The sequence below is a fragment of the Paenibacillus crassostreae genome (genome assembly GCF_001857945.1).
Lineage (GTDB): Bacteria > Bacillota > Bacilli > Paenibacillales > Paenibacillaceae > Paenibacillus_AQ > Paenibacillus_AQ crassostreae.
Map to the genome: position 1 here is coordinate 1,046,746 of NZ_CP017770.1, position 19,220 is coordinate 1,065,965.

Sequence of the window (19,220 nt, forward strand, 5' to 3'; positions counted from 1 at the left end):
TGCTTCTGCTACGATATTGCCGTGTCCTTGGGCGATTATCACGATTATACGGTATCTTATGTAAGCCCACTTAAGTGTGTGACAATCACTACTTCCATTTAGAACAATCTAGATAAACGTCTCATTTCATTTGCTATCAAATGAGCTGATTCAGGTTTACCTAAGCTACTAGAACATTGAGACATGGCTTTGTGAAGCTCTAAATTCCCCATAATCTTATCAATTAAGCGAAACAATCGTTCAGCAGTCAGTTCTTGCTCTAATATCACCTGTGCAGCTCCAACTTTCTCAAGTGTTCTTGCATTAGCCTCTTGGTGATTATTCGTAACATTTGGTGAAGGGATCAGAATTGAAGGTATGCCTAATGAATTAATTTCTGCCAAAAAGGAGGCTCCTGCTCTATTTACAATCAGTGATGTTGCTGCTAATACCTCTGGCATATTATGTACATATGGAAGTACATGCAGATGATTCGGCATACTCCCGAGTTTACTTCTTATACGCTCCCGAGTCTCATCGAAATAGAGATCTCCTGTGACATAAACAAAATGCAAATGCTTTAGTGTATACAAAAGAGGGGCCATTTCAACCATTGTTTCATTTATTGCACGTGCTCCCCGACTTCCTCCAACGATTAGCACTACTGAACTATCCATAGGTATGCCTAAAGAAGCGAATCCACGATTCCGATTCGCTGAATATACTGTTGTAGCTCTTGGATTGCCAGTATATATGACATTTCGTGCTTTTGGAAAAGAAGATTGTGTATTCTCAAAACTAACTGCAACTGTATCAACATACCTACTTAGGAATGAGTTCGTTAATCCAGAAATAGCATTCTGTTCATGAATCATACAGGGGATACCTAGCTTTGCTGCAGCATAAACCACAGGACCACACACATATCCACCCGTACCTACAACAACATCTGGCTTGAACTTCGTTAGAATTCCTTTTGAGACCTGAACTCCTTTTAAAAAACGTACAATTGTTTTTACATTGTCTATCGATATTTTTCGTTGAAAACCTGTAATATCGATCGATTCAAACGGGATATTCTCCTCCGGAATAAGCTTGCTCTCCAACCCACGTTTTCCACCAATATATAGAAATTTAGAGCCAGGCTCTTCTTCTTCGCACTGTCTTGCAATCGCAACTGCTGGATAAATATGCCCTCCGGTTCCACCACCGGATAGAACAACCTTCATGAAGTTCACCTCGCATATCGTGATAAGTTAAGTAAAATTCCTAGAGCAGTAAGCATTAGGGTTAACGATGACCCGCCATAACTGATTAATGGTAATGTAATCCCTGTGACAGGCATTAAACCGATTACAACACCAATATTAACAATTACTTGAATGGCGATCATACCGACAATACCCACAGCAAGTAAACTACCAAAGCTATCAGGAATCGTCATCGCAATTCGCATCCCACGCCAGATTAAGATTAAAAATAATAGTAAAACGATCATTCCACCGATAAATCCAAGTTCTTCGGCCAAGATTGAAAAGATAAAATCAGTTTGTGGTTCCGGCACATAACTATATTTTTGACGACTCATACCAAGTCCTAACCCGCCTAATCCACCAGGACCAATCGCATAGAGAGATTGTATTATCTGGTATCCTGATCCTAATGGATCTGACCATGGATCGAGAAAAGCGGTAATTCGCTTCAACCGATAGGGTGCCGCTAGAATTAGTCCTACAAATCCCACAATACCTACTAGACCTAGCATTCCAAGATGCTTCATTCGTGCGCCTGCCGCGAATACAATCAACATCGAAGCACCAAACATAACACTTCCAGTTCCCAAATCCGGTTGTAACATAATAAGTCCAAATGCTGTACCGATTAACGTGAGTGGCGCAAGTAACCCTTTACTAAACAAAGTGATATTGAATTTCTCCTGACTTAACCAGTGGGCTAGAAATAGAATCATTCCCAGCTTCATAAACTCTGAGGGTTGAATTCCAAAAGAGCTAATTCCTAACCAACTCCGAGCACCACCACGTACATTACCAATTCCCGGAATAAGTACTATGACTAGCATAATAAAGCAGATCACAAGACCTGCTTTAGCGTATTTAGTCCATATTCGGTAATCAAGATTTGCTGTTACAAACATCGCAGCAATACCTAATCCCGCAAATAACAACTGTCGTTTGACGAAATAGAAGGAGTCCCCATAGTCATGGAAACCAAGAACCGATCCTGCGCTATAGACCATGACTATTCCAATCGAGAGGAGACCCAAAATGCATAATAGGATCCATAGATCTGGGCTTGAGCGTGATTTATTCATGAGAAGCCACCTCTTACTGAGAAAGTAGGGGCTTATCCACACACCCCCCTACTTAAGATTATGCACAGCCTCTTTAAAAATGCTTCCTCGAACCTCATAGGAAGTAAACATATCCCAGCTAGCACAAGCGGGAGATAGAAGTACAATATCCCCCTTCTGGGTTAGAGATGCTGCTTCTTTAACCGCTATATTCAACGTCGTAGCTGCATCCTCAACAGTATCAACTAAAGAAATAGTCTTTATCCCTGCCAACTTAGCAACTTTAGCTATTTTCTCCTTGGTTTCTCCGAATAAAATAATAGCTTTAACACCGTCTTTAAGAACAGGAAGTAATTCCATATAATCCGATCCACGATCTAACCCGCCAGCAATTAAAATAATAGGTTCCTTAAAAGAGGTAAGTGCCATTATTGTAGCTTTAGAATTTGTTGCTTTAGAATTGTTGTAATACGGACTTCCATCAATTTCTTTTACGAATTCCAATCGATGTTCCACACCCTGGAATGATGAGAGTGGTGCAGCAAGCTGTTCAATAGATACACCTGCAGAAATTGCAATAGCGCAAGCTGCAAGAGCATTCTCTACATTAAACCGACCTTTGATACCAATATCCTCTACGGGGATGATCTTTTTCATTATTCCATTTTCATCACGATATATAATGCTTCGTTCCAAGGAATCATCTGTATTCGTAATAAACGGAGGACTAACAAATATACCTTCTTGCAACTCTTCATTCATAGAGAAAGGGAAAAGTTTTCCCTTTAAAAGAGGAGCTAGGTTCCGACAGGTTGGATCATCCCAATTGAGGATCGCAGTATCTCCTTCTTGTTGATTCACAAATATATTAGCCTTAGAAGTTATATAATCTTCCATATCGCCATGATAATCCAAGTGTGTCTCTGCTATATTTAGAAGACAGCCAATACGGGGTCGGAATTGTTCCGTTCCCTTCAATTGGAAGCTACTTAGCTCCACAACCATCCATTCCTGTTCTGTAGCACCTTGTACAGCTTCACATAGAGGGACTCCAATATTACCAGCAACAATAGGGGATAAACCAGCTGAATGAAGAATTTCGCCCACCCATGTAGTTGTTGTCGTCTTCCCATTTGAACCCGTAATACCTATGATAGGCGCTTCACTTAAATAATAGGCAATCTCAACTTCCGTAACAATTTCGATTCCTAGTTCTTTTGCTTTAAGCAAAGGTGGAGCAGAATAAGGAATACCCGGATTCTTCACTACTAATGATATCCCTGCGTGAATAAGATCATCGGGATGTCCACCACAAATAACAGGAATGCCCAAAGAATCTAGTTCAGATGCTTCGGGACATTGATCTCTATCTTTTTTATCGTTCACCTTCACAATGGCTCCAATTTGATGGAGAACTTTGGCTACCTGCAAGCCACTCTTCGCTAGACCGAGAACTACGACTTGTTTGCCTTTGTATGTGTCTGGATGATTCATGATTACAACCCCTTGTTAATATAAAGTCCGAGAACTGCCAGTACGACTCCAACCGACCAAAATGTGATAACAACTCGCCATTCCGACCAACCTGAGAGCTCGAAGTGGTGATGTATAGGACTCATTTTGAATATACGCTTGCCTCTAAGTTTAAATGACCCAATCTGTAGCACAACGGAGAGCATTTCAATGACGAATATGCCTCCAATAATAAGAAATAACAACTCACTTTTAGTCACGATGGCAATCGCAGCGATCGCCCCACCAATACCTAATGACCCTGTATCTCCCATGAATACTTTTGCTGGATGGGCGTTGAATACAAGGAAACCTAATACTGCCCCAATCATAGCCGCTGCACATAAAGCTGCCGGCATGGATGTCGCTTGTATGGCAACTAAAGCAAAAGCACTAAATGCAATGGCGCTAACACCTGACAAAAGCCCATCTAGTCCATCTGTAAAATTAACAGCATTACTAATCGCTAGTAACATAATGATGATAAATGGATAATAGAACCATCCGCCCCAATCCCATCCCCATGATGTTCCAGGAATACCAATCGATGTATCATGTCCATTCTGAATAAGCAGATAGCAAACAATTCCTGAGAACAATAATTGTCCAAGTAATTTTTGCCGAGGTGTTAACCCTAAAGAACGTTTAAAAACTATTTTGATATAATCATCAAGAAAACCGATTAATCCAAATCCAAGTGTTGCAACTAATAATACATAAAAGTCCGTATTTATAACTGAAAACTTTAAATATGATAAAGTAAAAGCCAATAAAATAACGATCCCACCCATGGTTGGTGTACCTGCTTTGGCTAAATGACTTTCAGGCCCATCATGTCTAATCTGCTGTCCAAATTTCATCCGACGCAGCAAAGGAATGAGTATAGGTGCTGCAATCACTGCCAGAATAAAAGATACTCCGATCGTTAGTAGTAATAATTGAATGTCCACAGTTTCACCCCTTAGGTTCTTCAGATCCCCTGATATTACTCTATAAGAGCATTTACAACTTCCTCTAGCTTCATCCCACGCGAACCTTTCACAAGAACAATGTCTTTGCAATCAATATTCTCTTTAAGATGATGAATTAATTCAGCTTTGTCTGTGAATGCAAATACAGTCGAATGATGTAAATTCGCAATTGCTGCTTTGGCAGTATGTGATGATAACGGCCCAAATGTATATAGTAAATCCAATTTCTCAGTCGTAATATATTTACCAATTTCAGTATGGTATTCGGCCTCTTGCGTACCAAGCTCAAGCATGTCCCCGAGCACTGCAATTTTACGTCGATATCCCTTCATACTCTGAAGAACATCAATCGCCGCTTTCACCGATGTAGGACTAGCATTGTATGCATCATTCAGCACGGTCAATCCATTCTCAGATACGATAGGCTCAATACGCATACCCGTTAACTTCAAATGTGACAATCCTTCTCTTATGTTGTCTTCACTTACAGCGAAATGGCGTGCCACGGCAAGAGCAGCTAATCCGTTAAGAACATTGTGGCGCCCAAGTAATGGAAGGTCTAATCCAAGTTCTTTATGAACATATGAGGTAAATATAATTCCTTTGCCATGAAACATCATTCCAGTGGGATAATCGTCATTATCGGAATTAAAACCAAACGTAAATGTCTTTAAGTCCTTCACTGTTGATGATTCAGACAACACATGAGGAATTAAGGGCTCATCACCATTATAAATGAGAAGTCCTCCCTGCTTCATCCCACTTACGATTTCTAATTTTGCTGCAGCAATTTCTTGACGTGATCCCAACTGTAGGAGATGGGATTCCCCAATATTCGTAATGATCGCAACGTCTGGATGGGCAATTGATGAGAGCTTCTCTATTTCACCACGTCCGCTCATTCCCATCTCTAGCACTACAATATCTACACCTTCACTCATACCAAGAATGGTGAGAGGAAGACCAATATGATTATTAAAGTTACCTTCTGTCTTATGAACCTTGTAAGTCGTCTCTAGTAACGCTGCAACCATATCCTTCGTTGTTGTCTTACCGTTGCTACCTGTAATCCCTATAATTTTACATCCAATTTCATGTAAATATGCCTTTGCAAGTCTCTGTAAAGCTTCTAGAGTGTCATCTACCGCAATAACAGCACCCTCAGGATTTGGAAATGCACCATGATCCCTCTGCCATAATGTGGCCCCTGCGCCCTCTACTAATCCCTGGGCCGCAAATTTATGACCATCAAATCGTTCTCCTACGAGAGGTACAAATAAACTTCCCGCTGTCATATGGCGAGAATCTGTCGTAACACCACTTATATGCTTATCTCGATCCCGATGATGAACGACAGTTCCACCACACATCATAGCTATTTCACCCAATGTTTTATTAATCACTAGCGTATACCCCTTATCGCTTCCTTGGCGACGACACGATCATCGAAATCAAGAGTCATCTGTCCAATTTTTTGATAGGTCTCATGACCTTTCCCCGCAATCAATACTACATCTTCAGGGCTTGCCATATCAATAGCCTTTTGAATAGCTGCACGCCGATCTACAATAAGTTGGTAACTATCGCTAGATACTTGATCTTCAATAAGTCCAAGTTCGATATCCTTTAGTATAGCTTCTGGATCTTCTGTACGAGGATTATCAGAAGTTACGAAGATCATATCACTATATTTAGCCGAAATTTTACCCATTAGTGGGCGCTTTGTCTTATCACGATCACCACCACAACCAAAGACTGTGAGTACACGTCCTTGTGCGAACTCCTTAACTGTCTTCAAAACATTCTCAAGACCATCTGGTGTATGAGCATAATCGACAATTACTGCAAAAGGCTGACCAGCATCTACCGATTCTACTCGTCCATCAACACCAGCTAATGTTTCAAGACTTCTTTTTATTTCCTCTAACTCAATTCCTTCAAGTAATGTTGCTGTAATTGCAGCGAGAGCGTTATAAACGTTAAATTTACCCACCATTTTAAGTTTAATATCCGTACTTCCTCTGAAAGAATCGACATGGAATTCAGTACCTTGTGAGCTAATTGAAATCTGAGTTGCCCGGACATCTGCACCATCTTCCATACCATATGTAATCACTTCTGAAGAAGTTAACTTCTTGAAATAAGAAGATGCAGGATCATCTGCATTCAGTACAGCAAACTTTCGTTTATCTGGACTACCCTGGAAGGCGTTACCCATTCTCGCAAAAAGCAATCCTTTAGCCGACCGATAATCCTCCATACTGTGATGATAATCTAAATGATCCTGTGTAAGATTGGTAAATACCGTTGTATGGAAATCAGTCCCTTTTACCCGCCCTTGTTCCAATGCGTGGGAAGACACTTCCATCACACAGCAACGAGTACCACTAACTGCCATATCATGAAAAGAACGTTGTAATTCCAATGCCTCTGGAGTTGTTCCTGACATTGGAAAGGTTCGGCCTCCATAACTCATTTGAATAGTTCCAATCAACCCTGTTTTTACACCATGATCATTCATAATCTTCTCTATCAGATAAGAAGTTGTTGTTTTTCCATTGGTACCTGTAATTCCAATCACCTTCATTTGCTTGCTAGGTGAGCCAAAAAACGAATCTGCAATTACAGCCATAGCAAATCGGCAATCCTTCACAATAAGTTGTGGTAATTCAATATCCAATTGATGATCTACAACAAGGGCTACAGCACCATTCTCTTTAGCTTGTTCGGCATAAAGATGTCCGTCTACTGTATGACCGGGTAAACAAATAAATAAATCTCCCGAGCTTACTTTACGAGAATCTGTCTGTATACCGGATACTGTAATATCACCACTTCCGACAATTCGTTTAATCGTTAAAGTAGATGCTAGTTCATTAAATCTCATCAATAATCCCTCACTTATTTCAATTATCGTCCTATGGACGAATATCATGCCCTTTATCGTTCTTATCTTTCATTCATTGTCTTCATTTGGAAGGAGCATCTCCCATGTATATACGAATGGTCGAACCTTGTTCTACTCTACTACCTGGTTTGGGTGCTTGACTAACAACCGTTGTACCACTGCCTGATTTAGAGAGCATGAAATTCATATTAAGTTCCTCATACAGATCCTGTACTGATGCACCCACAAGATCAGGCACAGTCACGATCGGAGTCTCTCCATATTTATATTCCTTACTCAGTTGATCTTGACGTTCTGGTACTTTCATATAATGGAGTGAGTCTTCTATAATATTCTGTACAATAGGCGCAGCAACTACTCCACCAAACTGTACTCCCTTCGGGTTATCTACAGCCGTATATACGATGATTTGAGGGTCATCTGCTGGCGCGAATCCGATAAAAGATACAATATGTTCTGTTGCTGAATATCGACCATTAACGACAATTTGTGCCGTTCCTGTCTTCCCACCTACTCGATACCCATCAATAAAGGCTGGTCGACCTGTTCCTTTAGCTACAACGCTTTCCAGTGCCTCTCTAACTTTAAGGGATGTTTCTTCTGAAATGACCTGCCTAATCAGTTCTGGCTTATTTTCTTCGACAATCGTATTGGTGTCCGAATTAATCCATGCTTTTGATATATAAGGCTTGTATAGATACCCACCATTGATTGCAGCTGAAACTGCAGCTACTTGTTGTATGGGGGTTACAGATACACCCTGACCAAAAGATGTAGTTGCTAGTTCCACAGGACCCACTTGTGATAGTTTAAATAATATTCCATTCTCTTCTCCATTGAGGTCAATACCAGTCTTGCTACCAAAGCCGAAATCCCGAATATATTTAAAGAGGCTTTCTTTACCGAGCCTTTGACCTAAAGCTACAAAGCCAGGATTACATGAGTTTTCCACAACTTCGAGAAAAGTCTCACTACCATGGCCACCTTTTTTCCAGCATCTAAGTGTAGCTCCTCCTACTTTAACATAACCAGGGTCAAAAAAAGTGTCATGTTCCAGATCCACTTTATTCTCTTCTAATGCCGCTGCAAGAGTAATAATTTTGAAGGTAGAGCCAGGCTCATAAGTCATCCATATGGGCAGATTTCGATTATAAACTTCAGATGGGTATTCCTGATACTTAGCTGGTTCATAACCCGGTCTGCTAGCCATAGCAAGAATTTCACCCGTTTTAGGATTCATCGCTATGGACCAACTAGCACGTGCTTGAGTTTGTACCATAGCTTGATCGAGTTCTCGTTCCATAATAGATTGAATTGATTTATCAAGAGTTAGTTCAAGATTTAATCCATCTTTTGGCTCAGCATACTTCTCTGAAGATCCTGGCATTAATCTACCACCGGCATCAGATAAATAGGATATATTTCCATTCAAACCTTTTAAGCGATCCTCGTATTTCAGTTCAATACCTGTGATGCCTTGATTATCAATCCCAGTAAATCCAAGGATATGTGCAGCTAGGTCACCATAGGGATAATACCTTTTATTGTCCTCCGCGACAATGATACCCGGCAGATTCAAATCACGAATTTTCTGAGCAAGCTCCATCGTCATTTTGCGTCCACCGGGCTGTAGTTTTTCATTCATAGATTTTTTTTTAGTTATTTTTTTTAGTAAACTCTCCTGGGACATTCCTAGTAGAGGAGATAAGGCTGCAGCTGTTTTTTCCGGTTCTTTAATCTGTACGGGTATCGCCCACACGGTTGGTGAACTGATATTGTATGCTAATGCTGTTCCGTTTCGATCAAGAATCTCCCCTCTTTTAGCGGTGAACGGAAGATTTCTGCGCCACAAATCCTCTGCTTTCGCCGATAATTCTTTACCTTGTCCAAACTGTACATAAGCGAGCCTGGCCATTAAGGCGGTGAACAGAACACAAATAAACAATAAGCTCCATAGTAGTCGCCGTCTGAGCGTCACATTAGAAACTTTCATCATATAACCTCCCTAGTAATCCTGTCTGAATTTCATGTTTGGCATTCATAACATGGATATTCACGATTACCAGGGGTTAGAACAAGCTCCATCTCCCTACTCTTCTTCCTTTACAACATCTTCTGTTTCACTATCTTGTATTTCACTATCTTGTATTCCGTTTTCTTGAAATCCGCCTTCTTCCTTTGCTACATATAAAGGTTCCAACGTTAATTGTACTAGACGATCACCTTGATCCTCTATTACTTTTTGTTCAACAACATATCCTTCACCTTCAACGCTAATTTTCAACTGCATCAACGTCAATACCTGAAGGGCGTCTCTCAAAGATTCACCTTTTAAATCTGGAATTTCCATGTTCACACTATCTTCTGTTAGAAGATAGATTCGTTGTCCAGCATTCATTATAGAACTCACAGCTGGATATTGTCGAATCACTTTTTTACCTTTTCCTAAAGTTTCATAAGCGATACCACTATCAAGTAATTCGCTCTTCGCGGACTCCAGACTCTTGCCTATCAATGCCGGGGTCGTGTATTGAACTGACTGTACACTACTACTCAGCTTCTTTTTAGTTTCAGTAGAGCCACTCTTAGATTCAGCGGACAGTGTTGTTGGGACATTCATATACTGAAGGGTTTGACTTACAATTTTTTTGAATACTGGCGCTGCGGCTGCTCCACCACCTACATTTGCGTCATTTGGCTCATCCAAAATAACAATCAAAGCAATTTTCGGATCATTTACTGGTGCATATCCAACAAAAGAAACAACAGCCTTATCGTAATCATAAACACTTTTGCCATTTTCATCTTTTACGAGTTTTACGGCAGTTCCTGTTTTTCCAGCGACTCTATAGCCATCTATATACGCATGACGACCTGTCCCAATCTCTTGGTCAGCGACGACTTGTTCTAAATAACTACCCGTTTCCTTTGCTGTTTCTGGCGAAACCACCTGTCGTACCTCTGATGGTGGTGTTTCTGTGATCTCTCCTGTATTAGGATCATGAATTTCTTTGATAATATGCGGAGTTAGTAACTTACCTCCATTTGCAATAGCAGCAATTGCTGTCAGTTGTTGGATTGGTGTGACATTGACCCCGTGGCCATAAGACGCCGTTGCTACCTCAACATTACCCGGTAGATTAATTGGCCATGTAGCTTCACCATACATCTCAATTCCTGTTTTTTGTCCAAACCCGAAATTATTAATATATTGGAGTAACCGTTCCTTTCCTAACATCTCTAGTCCCATTTTAACAAATGCCACATTACTTGAACGCTTAACACCTTCGAGGTAGGTAATCGTCCCCCAACCTGCACGTTTCATATCATGTAGTACTGTCCTCGTATCTTGCACCCTGATCTGTCCAGATAAATAGGTATCCGTTGGATTGATTAAGTTCTCCTCAATTGCACCTGCCAAAGTAATGATTTTAAATGTTGAACCGGGCTCGTATAATGATTTAACCGCATGGTTATAGAAATTTTCTGCTTCTGGTGTTTCCCAGTATGAATTAGGATTGAAATTAGGTAGATTAGCTAAACCTAGAATCTCCATCGTGTTAGGATCGGCTGCAATCACTGTCATACTAATTGGATTATACTTCTCATACGCCTCTTTCATGGCATCTTCAATATAATATTGGATGGTATCATCAATCGTTAGTTTGATATTCTTACCATTTACAGCTGGCTGATAGACTTCGTCTGCGTTTGGTAGTTTATCTAACTGTCCGTCACTTTTATAATTAATAGATCCATTTATACCCTTTAGTTCATCATCATAAAAGGCTTCGAGTCCTGTAATCGCATTACCATCACGGTCAGCATAGCCAATTATATGTGCTGCAAGACTATTTTTAGGATAATATCTCTTCTGCTCTTTTAGTAAACCAATACCCGCATCAGCGACTTTACCTTCGTCCTCTAACTGTACCTTTATTTCATCTATTAATGTAGCAACTTCATCTCGCTTCGCTTGATCGATCTTCCAACCTTCGGTACGGACTTCGCGACTAGTTCTAAGCTTTCCATCTTCATCTTTTGCTTTGACGTGATCTCGTAATTCATCTTCATCTTTTCCAAGAATTCGATGCAACCCAGCAACAACCACATCTTCGATTCCATTCTCATGAATCACCTTAGGATTCACTGTCACGGTATATGCAGGTGCATCAATGGCGAGCGCATCACCATTTCGATCGGTTATCGTTCCGCGAGTAGCCATAATGACATCTTTTTTAGACCAATTTTCAACTGCAGTTTCATGCCAAAAGTCGCCATTCACCACTTGAATCCAAAATACTTTAGTTATTAAAATAGCAAAAAGGAGGGTTATACATCCTCCTACCAGTAGTGTCCGTAACTTTATTCTTTTTACCATAGTTATCCTCACATCCACTATTTTTCTGCTGTATCTACATCAGGAACCTTCGTTTCACTGCTTTCCATTGAACTCGAAACACGAGGAACATGAATGATACTTGCCTCTTCAGGTAATACATACCCAGATTTAATCGCTATATCAACGACACTCTCCTTAAGGGTCTGCCGCTGAACTTCCAATTGAGATATTTTCACTTTGTTACTTGTAATCATATCCGCCATACGTTGACTTTGTTTATTCAAGTCATAAATATGGGCATATCGCCAAATAATTAGGCTAGCTATAGCAACAAATGAGATAACTGTTACCAAGTATAATAGTTTCTCCCTAATTGGAAGGGACGTTCTTCGTGTAACAACTTTGGTCTGCTCACGATATCCAGGAGAAACTCGTTCATTCGGTTTTGGTTTTACTGCTAAATTTCCACGCGTATACGCCATGTAACTTTTTCCTCCTTGAGCTCTCCATTAGATGATTTATCTGTATTACATTATAATTTTTCTGCAACCCGCAGTTTAGCTGATCTCGAACGAGAATTTTCCTCAAGTTCCAATTCACTTGGAGCGATGGGTTTACGATTAATAAGTTTGACTTGACCAATATGACCACACACACACATTGGAAAATCAGGTGGACATGTACATCTTGCAACATAGCTACTTAGAATCTGCTTACAAATCCGATCCTCTAAAGAATGAAAAGTAATGACAGACACTCTACCCCCAGGTGCCAAACAGCGTACTGCTTGATGTAATCCCTCTTCAAAAGCTCCAAGCTCATCATTTACAGCTATACGTAGTGCTTGGAAACTCCGCTTCGCGGGATGTCCACCTGTTCTTCTTGCGGCAGCTGGTATACCTTCTTTAATAATCTCAACCAATTCTCCCGTTGATTGAATACGTTGTTTCTCACGTTGTGCAACAATCAATTTAGCAATTCGGCGTGAGAACTTTTCCTCACCATATTGGAATAACACTCTAGCGATTTCTTGCTCTGACCATGAATTGATAATAATGTCTGCTGTGAGTTCTGAGGATTGATCCATCCGCATATCTAACGGTGCATCATGGTTATAACTAAAACCGCGCTCACCTTCATCTAACTGAGGTGAAGAGACTCCTAGATCGAATAAAATACCATCTACTTGAGGAATTCCGTCTTTCTCCGGGATTGATTCTCCCTTTAATGTCTCCTCTAAATAACGAAAGTTTGTTTTCACTAATGAAATACGATCGCTATATGGTGCTAATTTGGTCTTTGCATGTTCTAGTGCCCAGTCATCTTGATCGAGGCCGATTAACCTTCCGAACTCTCCAAGCTTAGATGCGATTAAGGAACTATGCCCTGCACCACCTAATGTACAATCGACATAAATACCATCTTTCTTGATATTTAGTCCTTCTGCCGCTTCTTCTTTAAGCACCGTAATGTGATGAAACAAGATGTTACCCCCCAAACAATTAAAAATCAAAATTAAAGTCGACTAATGTCTCTGCAATATCATTAAATGTTTCTTCAGATTGTTCGTAGTATTCACTCCAAGTGGACTTACTCCATATTTCCATACGATTGGAGACGCCAAGTACAACACATTCCTTGTCCAATTTAGCGTAATCTCTAAGGTTACTCGGTAAGTTTACCCTACCCTGTTTATCCCATTCGCATTCAGTAGCACCTGAGAAAAAAAATCTAGTGAAAGCACGTGCCTCGGATTTCATCAGAGGTAGCGTTTTAAGCTTCTGCTCTAATAATGTCCATTCATCTCTTGGATATACGAATAGACAATGATCTAAACCACGAGTAACTACAAATGAGGTCCCCAGAAGTTCACGGAATTTAACCGGGATGATAATCCGGCCTTTATCATCAATGCTATGTTGATATTCTCCCATAAACATTGGTTCCTTCACTCCTTAACTAAAATCCCCCACTTTGCACCACTTTACACCACTTAACAATACTAGATTCGCCACAAGAAATCAAAGTCCTTTTTTTATTCAAAAAAAAACAAGCCCCAAATGTATTGGAGCCTTCCTAATATTTACTATTGTAATGGAAGATAAATCAGTTGGTGTTCCAACTGTCTAAGTAGGTCACTTGTTCTGTACTTAAAGTATCCAACGTAATTCCTAAACTCTCTAATTTGAAGCTCGCTACTTGTTCATCAATCTCAAATGGCACACTCAGAACCTCTTTACCTAATTGTTCGTAATTTTCATTTACATATTTAAGAGACATTGCCTGCAATGAAAATGTCATATCCATGATTTCTGCTGGATGACCATCACCTGCACCTAAATTCACTAATCGCCCTTCAGCAATTAAATACATTTTACGACCATCCTTAAATTGATATTCCTCAATATTCCTACGAACGGTTCGTACAGAACTTGAACGAGCAAGAAGTTCAGGTTTGTTCACTTCTACATCAAAATGTCCCGCATTTGCAAGGATCGCTCCATCCTTCATGACGTCATAATGCTCACCTGTGATCACATCGCGATTACCTGTAACGGTAACAAAGAAATCTCCAAGTTTAGCGGCTTCAACCATAGGCATCACTTCAAATCCATCCATATGTGCTTCTACAGCCCGAATTGGTTTCACTTCAGTTACAATAACTTTCGCACCGAGCCCCTTCGCTCGCATGGCAACTCCCTTTCCACACCAGCCATATCCCACAACAACAACTGTCTTTCCAGCTACGACTAAGTTCGTTGTACGATTAATCGCATCAAATACAGACTGACCCGTTCCATAGCGGTTATCAAAGAGATATTTACAGTAAGCGTCATTGACGGCAACCATAGGTAGTTTCAATATCCCGTCCTTCTGCATAGCTTTTAATCTTATAATACCCGTTGTCGTCTCTTCAGCCCCACCCCGAATGTTAACAAGAAGATCCGGACGTTCCGTATGCAGAATAGTCACGAGGTCGCCACCATCATCAATAATAAGATCCGGTTTAATCTCCAACAACCGAATTAACATTTCTTTATATTCCGCAGGCTCTGGATTATGTTTGGCAAGCACGGTCACACCATCTTCTACTAATGCAGCACATACATCATCCTGTGTAGACAGAGGATTACTACCTGCAATTGTAACTTCAGCCCCACCTGCTTGTACAACCTTAGCTAAATACGCTGTCTTCGCTTCTAAATGAAGTGATATTGCTACTTTCAACCCTTTAAAAGGTTGTTCAGCTTCAAACTGCTTGCGTATTCGATTAAGCACCGGCATATGAGCCTCAACCCAATCAATCTTTAAATGCCCTTCCGGGGCTAATGCCATATCTTTTACAATACTGTTCTCTAATGATCTTGAATTCATTGTAGTCCTCCTAATGATAGATGTTATATTAAAATAACGCGGTGCTCTTCTAAGTAATCTACAGTCGTATCCATCAAATCTTTAATCAAGGATAAGCCGTAGTGGTTCAAATATTGATAAATGTTATATACTCTCTCCTGAGGTTTCCCCATAGGAAATAAAGTGGTACCTATTCGATCCCATTGAAGTAGTGCAGCCGCATGTTTTTGTTCTAGTGCTTCCTTTGATTTATGTTCTAAAAAGGAGATTTGATCGATGATCTTCCCCTTATTATTCTGTCCCAAAGTTAATAAGCCCTTTTCAAGTTTTCCCAGATCGTTTATTAATGGCTCATACAATTTTTCAAAAGCACTTCGTGCCTCCGCAAATGTCTCATCGATATTTAATGTATCCTGGTCGGATAACCATTGTTCACGTCTCTCAGCTAAACGATATTGCACATCCTGAAATGTAATTCCGTATTTATCCATATATTTCAGCTGCGTACCATCAAGTAATGTGAACGACATTCTAGGCAATATAATAGGCATTTTCAAATTGAGTATTTCAAAAGCTTGCCGAGTAATTGCCCAGTAAGCAATCTCTCCTTGTCCTAACACACTTGCTAGAACCGGAAATAAAGAATCTTGCATGATCGGTCGCGTAAGCACATTATTACTGAACCGTTCAGGATGAACCTGTAACATATCCAATAACTGTTCCTCAGTAAAGGTAACCAACCCTTTACGGTCCATAAATTTACCGTCTTGTTTCATTAGAAGTAATCTATTCCCGTTGTGAATATAGAATAGATTAGCACCATCATCCGATACATCAGCTTGCAAATTATAACCTAATGAGACAATGTGATCAGCCGCTGAACGATAAGCGCGTCCCAATTCATCATTTCGTTCGATCATAGCTTGGAATATAGGTGCTTCCAGTTTTCGCAAGCTTGGGTCAGCAGAATCTAATAACACTAGACCATATTCTCCAAAAAGATCACCTAATAGATTTGCAAAAGCATTACTCAAATTATCTGTATTTATAATACATCGTTGGATTTTAGTTAAAATACTACCTTTTACATCACTATCAGGTAAACTTTCTGACAATATTCTAATCGATCGTTCCCATTCTTCTGTTGAAACCGGCGTGTAACTTACCGATGATCGTGAATTTGTATATTTATGTAATGCTAATTTAGATGGTTGTTGCATTTCATCTGTCATTATATAAGTATGATTCACCTCATCCCAATCATGATCTTCACCGGCGATCCAGAATACGGGCACTACAGGACGATTCAGACGTTTTGTTGCTTCTCTTGCAGCTTGTATAATAGTGATAGCTTTATATACAACCAGTAATGATCCAGTAAACAATCCACTTTGTTGGCCACCCGTAACAACCAGTGTTCCAGGCTTCTCTAACAGTTGTAAGGATGTATATACTGCAGCATGGGAATTATGCTTCTCATTGTACTGTTTTAATATATCAACTAAGGCATGTCGGTTTACACGTCTGTCTTCTGTATTATCCAACCACTGTACTCGATCAATCCAAGTTATATCTTGATGATAATCCTCACCGTACAGTGGTACAACTTTCTCATAGTGATGAATATAATCATTTGCTAGTGCCGACCCTGCTTGTAAGGGCTCAGTAACTACTTCCATCGGGTATGCCTCCTATTCATAAACATAAAAGAAATCTAATGATACTTATCTAAAATTCTTACTTGATTGTATCTAATATGGTCGTTTCCGTCAAAAAGAAGTTGACTACAATCAATTACATAATCGCCTAGGCAGCTTATGTAATTGATTATATGGAGTTACTTTCATTCTAAACACTAAAAAGACCGCCGGATTATCCGACGGCTTTCTCGATTATAACTTTTATCAATCAAGCATAAGGTGTTGCAACCCAATGCCCTTTCGATACTTCAACCAACTTCGATTCTGACAAGTTAAATTGACTGCCATCATTTGAACCTTTGGCTGAATGGATAGGGCCTGAAAGATCATCATTCATGATAATCCGCTTCTTGTTCGCTTCTACCTCTGGATCTGGAATTGGAATAGCTGATAGTAGTGTTTGGGTATATGGATGAATAGGATTGCTATATAATTCTTCACTTTCAGCCAATTCAACTATTTTCCCTAAATACATAACAGCTACACGGTCACTGATATGCTTAACCATAGATAAATCATGCGCGATGAATAAATAGGTCAAACCTAAACGGTCTTGTAGATCTTTAAGAAGATTTACAACCTGTGCTTGAATAGATACGTCTAGCGCAGAAATTGGCTCATCACAAATAATGAACTTTGGATTCACTGCAAGTGCACGAGCTATTCCAATACGTTGACGTTGTCCCCCGGAGAATTCATGCGGATAACGGGTAGCGTGATCTGGATTAAGTCCTACCATATCCAACAATTCTTCAATCTTTTTCTTACGTTCTTTATGACTATCGGTTAACTTATGAATATCAAATGCCTCACCAATAATATCAGATACCGTGAATCTAGGGTTAAGCGATGCGTAAGGATCCTGGAATATCATCTGCATATCCCGACGCATAGCCTTCATTTTATTCGGTGAAAGGTTATATATATCAGTACCATTAAAATTAACACTACCTGCAGTTGGTTCATATAGTCGAAGGATTGTGCGTCCCGCTGTCGACTTACCACAGCCAGATTCTCCTACCATTCCTAATGTTTCACCTTCATTGATAGTGAAGTTAATATCATCAACAGCTTTAAGTACACTGCCTTTGCCTACATTGAAATATTTCTTTAATCCATTGACCTGAATTAATGGTTGACTCATAGCGATTCACCCTCCTGAGCCATGGGATGCAAATTCCAACAACGTGCAAAGTGTGTCTCACTAAAAACGGTTGACTCTGGAGACATAGTTTCGCAGACTTTCATTGCCTCGTCACAGCGAGCACAGAACGAACAACCAAGTGGTGGTTTGATCAAATCTGGTGGTGTTCCAATAATCGGAATAAGCGGCTCACCTTTCTTCTGATCAAGTCTTGGCATCGAACGTAAAAGTCCCTTTGTATAAGGATGTTGTGGATTCTTGAATATTTCCATAACCGTACCTGTCTCTACCACTTCACCTGCATACATAACGATAACCCGATCACACATCCCTGCTACTACCCCAAGATCATGTGTAATTAGAATAATGGATGTCCCTAAACGTTGTTGCATTTCTTTCATTACATCCAGGATCTGAGCCTGAATCGTCACATCTAAAGCTGTAGTTGGTTCATCCGCAATCAGAAGTGCAGGTCGGCATGCTAGCGCAATAGCTATCATGACACGTTGACGCATCCCTCCGGAGAATTCATGTGGATACTGACTAAAGCGAGCTTCCGCATTTTTTATCCCAACAAGCTTCAACATATCAATAGCTTCTTTTTTGGCTTCACTCGCGGACATATTCTGATGCTTCATCATAACTTCCGTAATTTGTTTACCTACTCTAATCGTAGGGTTTAAGGAAGACATGGGATCTTGGAAAATCATGCCGATGTCTTTACCACGAATGGCTTCCATCTGTTTATTTGTTTTATTTAAAAGGTTTTGTCCTTGAAAAATAATTTCGCCATTTTTAATACGTGAAGGCGGTGAAGGAATTAAACGCATAATTGTCTGAGCAGTTACACTTTTACCACTACCTGACTCTCCGACGATTGCCACCGTTTCACCTTTTCCAATTTCAAAGTTCATACCGCGCACAGCCTGAACTTCTCCGCCATTCACATGAAATGATACATGCAAGTCTTTCACTTGTAGGATCGGCTCCATGGTTCCA

At 40.1% G+C, this 19,220-nt stretch carries 15 protein-coding genes; all 15 read right to left on the bottom strand.

What is annotated here, in order from left to right; all coding sequences use genetic code 11:
- Window positions 1-98: 98 nt before the first annotated feature.
- A complete protein-coding gene (gene murG, locus LPB68_RS05215; protein WP_068659530.1) occupies window positions 99-1,208 on the bottom strand; it encodes an undecaprenyldiphospho-muramoylpentapeptide beta-N-acetylglucosaminyltransferase in 1,110 nt (369 codons plus the stop codon).
- A 5-nt stretch (window positions 1,209-1,213) separates the two neighbouring features.
- Entirely contained in the window at window positions 1,214-2,311 is a 1,098-nt protein-coding gene (gene spoVE, locus LPB68_RS05220; protein ID WP_068659529.1) for a stage V sporulation protein E, read from the bottom strand.
- Window positions 2,312-2,359: 48 nt separating this feature from the next.
- Entirely contained in the window at window positions 2,360-3,784 is a 1,425-nt protein-coding gene (murD, locus tag LPB68_RS05225; RefSeq protein WP_068659526.1) for a UDP-N-acetylmuramoyl-L-alanine--D-glutamate ligase, read from the bottom strand.
- Window positions 3,785-3,786: 2 nt separating this feature from the next.
- Window positions 3,787-4,752 carry a phospho-N-acetylmuramoyl-pentapeptide-transferase gene (gene mraY, locus LPB68_RS05230; RefSeq protein WP_068659525.1) on the bottom strand — a complete coding sequence of 322 codons (966 nt, stop codon included), beginning with the start codon at window positions 4,750-4,752 and terminating at the stop codon, window positions 3,787-3,789.
- A 35-nt stretch (window positions 4,753-4,787) separates the two neighbouring features.
- A complete protein-coding gene (locus tag LPB68_RS05235) occupies window positions 4,788-6,173 on the bottom strand; it encodes a UDP-N-acetylmuramoyl-tripeptide--D-alanyl-D-alanine ligase (RefSeq protein ID WP_332455192.1) in 1,386 nt (461 codons plus the stop codon).
- Between the two features lie 2 nt (window positions 6,174-6,175).
- Entirely contained in the window at window positions 6,176-7,660 is a 1,485-nt protein-coding gene (locus tag LPB68_RS05240) for a UDP-N-acetylmuramoyl-L-alanyl-D-glutamate--2,6-diaminopimelate ligase (RefSeq protein WP_068659518.1), read from the bottom strand.
- 82 nt (window positions 7,661-7,742) lie between these two features.
- Window positions 7,743-9,674, bottom strand: a complete 1,932-nt coding sequence (locus LPB68_RS05245; RefSeq protein ID WP_068659513.1) for a stage V sporulation protein D — start codon at window positions 9,672-9,674, stop codon at window positions 7,743-7,745.
- A 96-nt stretch (window positions 9,675-9,770) separates the two neighbouring features.
- Window positions 9,771-12,062, bottom strand: a complete 2,292-nt coding sequence (locus LPB68_RS05250) for a penicillin-binding transpeptidase domain-containing protein (RefSeq protein WP_068659512.1) — start codon at window positions 12,060-12,062, stop codon at window positions 9,771-9,773.
- Between the two features lie 17 nt (window positions 12,063-12,079).
- A complete protein-coding gene (locus LPB68_RS05255; RefSeq protein ID WP_068659510.1) occupies window positions 12,080-12,505 on the bottom strand; it encodes a hypothetical protein in 426 nt (141 codons plus the stop codon).
- Between the two features lie 50 nt (window positions 12,506-12,555).
- The gene (rsmH, locus tag LPB68_RS05260; protein WP_068659509.1) at window positions 12,556-13,506 is read right to left on the bottom strand and encodes a 16S rRNA (cytosine(1402)-N(4))-methyltransferase RsmH; all 951 of its coding nucleotides are present in this window, start codon (window positions 13,504-13,506) and stop codon (window positions 12,556-12,558) included.
- Window positions 13,507-13,525: 19 nt separating this feature from the next.
- Window positions 13,526-13,963, bottom strand: a complete 438-nt coding sequence (mraZ, locus tag LPB68_RS05265; RefSeq protein WP_068659507.1) for a division/cell wall cluster transcriptional repressor MraZ — start codon at window positions 13,961-13,963, stop codon at window positions 13,526-13,528.
- 166 nt (window positions 13,964-14,129) lie between these two features.
- Complete coding sequence (locus LPB68_RS05270) at window positions 14,130-15,398, bottom strand: adenosylhomocysteinase (protein WP_068659505.1); 1,269 nt, start codon at window positions 15,396-15,398, stop codon at window positions 14,130-14,132.
- A 23-nt stretch (window positions 15,399-15,421) separates the two neighbouring features.
- Window positions 15,422-17,056 carry a bacillithiol biosynthesis cysteine-adding enzyme BshC gene (gene bshC / locus LPB68_RS05275; RefSeq protein ID WP_068659503.1) on the bottom strand — a complete coding sequence of 545 codons (1,635 nt, stop codon included), beginning with the start codon at window positions 17,054-17,056 and terminating at the stop codon, window positions 15,422-15,424.
- A 229-nt stretch (window positions 17,057-17,285) separates the two neighbouring features.
- Window positions 17,286-18,221 (bottom strand): ABC transporter ATP-binding protein, encoded by a 936-nt coding sequence (locus tag LPB68_RS05280; protein WP_068659501.1) that lies wholly within the window; start codon window positions 18,219-18,221, stop codon window positions 17,286-17,288.
- Window positions 18,218-19,213 carry an ABC transporter ATP-binding protein gene (locus tag LPB68_RS05285; protein WP_068659499.1) on the bottom strand — a complete coding sequence of 332 codons (996 nt, stop codon included), beginning with the start codon at window positions 19,211-19,213 and terminating at the stop codon, window positions 18,218-18,220. The genes LPB68_RS05280 and LPB68_RS05285 overlap by 4 nt, the downstream gene beginning before the upstream one ends.
- Window positions 19,214-19,220 lie beyond the last annotated feature (7 nt).

Excerpts from the sequence above, each read along its gene's own strand:
- spoVE (WP_068659529.1), bottom strand. The coding sequence starts at position 2,311 with ATGAATAAATCACGCTCAAGCCCAGATCTATGGATCCTATTATGCATT.
- murD (WP_068659526.1), bottom strand. The coding sequence starts at position 3,784 with ATGAATCATCCAGACACATACAAAGGCAAACAAGTCGTAGTTCTCGGT.
- mraZ (WP_068659507.1), bottom strand. The coding sequence starts at position 13,963 with ATGTTTATGGGAGAATATCAACATAGCATTGATGATAAAGGCCGGATT.
- bshC (WP_068659503.1), bottom strand. The coding sequence starts at position 17,056 with ATGGAAGTAGTTACTGAGCCCTTACAAGCAGGGTCGGCACTAGCAAAT.
- LPB68_RS05270 (WP_068659505.1), bottom strand. The coding sequence starts at position 15,398 with ATGAATTCAAGATCATTAGAGAACAGTATTGTAAAAGATATGGCATTA.
- murG (WP_068659530.1), bottom strand. The coding sequence starts at position 1,208 with ATGAAGGTTGTTCTATCCGGTGGTGGAACCGGAGGGCATATTTATCCA.
- LPB68_RS05240 (WP_068659518.1), bottom strand. The coding sequence starts at position 7,660 with ATGAGATTTAATGAACTAGCATCTACTTTAACGATTAAACGAATTGTC.
- LPB68_RS05250 (WP_068659512.1), bottom strand. The coding sequence starts at position 12,062 with ATGGTAAAAAGAATAAAGTTACGGACACTACTGGTAGGAGGATGTATA.
- LPB68_RS05280 (WP_068659501.1), bottom strand. The coding sequence starts at position 18,221 with ATGAGTCAACCATTAATTCAGGTCAATGGATTAAAGAAATATTTCAAT.
- LPB68_RS05245 (WP_068659513.1), bottom strand. The coding sequence starts at position 9,674 with ATGAAAGTTTCTAATGTGACGCTCAGACGGCGACTACTATGGAGCTTA.
- LPB68_RS05285 (WP_068659499.1), bottom strand. The coding sequence starts at position 19,213 with ATGGAGCCGATCCTACAAGTGAAAGACTTGCATGTATCATTTCATGTG.
- LPB68_RS05255 (WP_068659510.1), bottom strand. The coding sequence starts at position 12,505 with ATGGCGTATACGCGTGGAAATTTAGCAGTAAAACCAAAACCGAATGAA.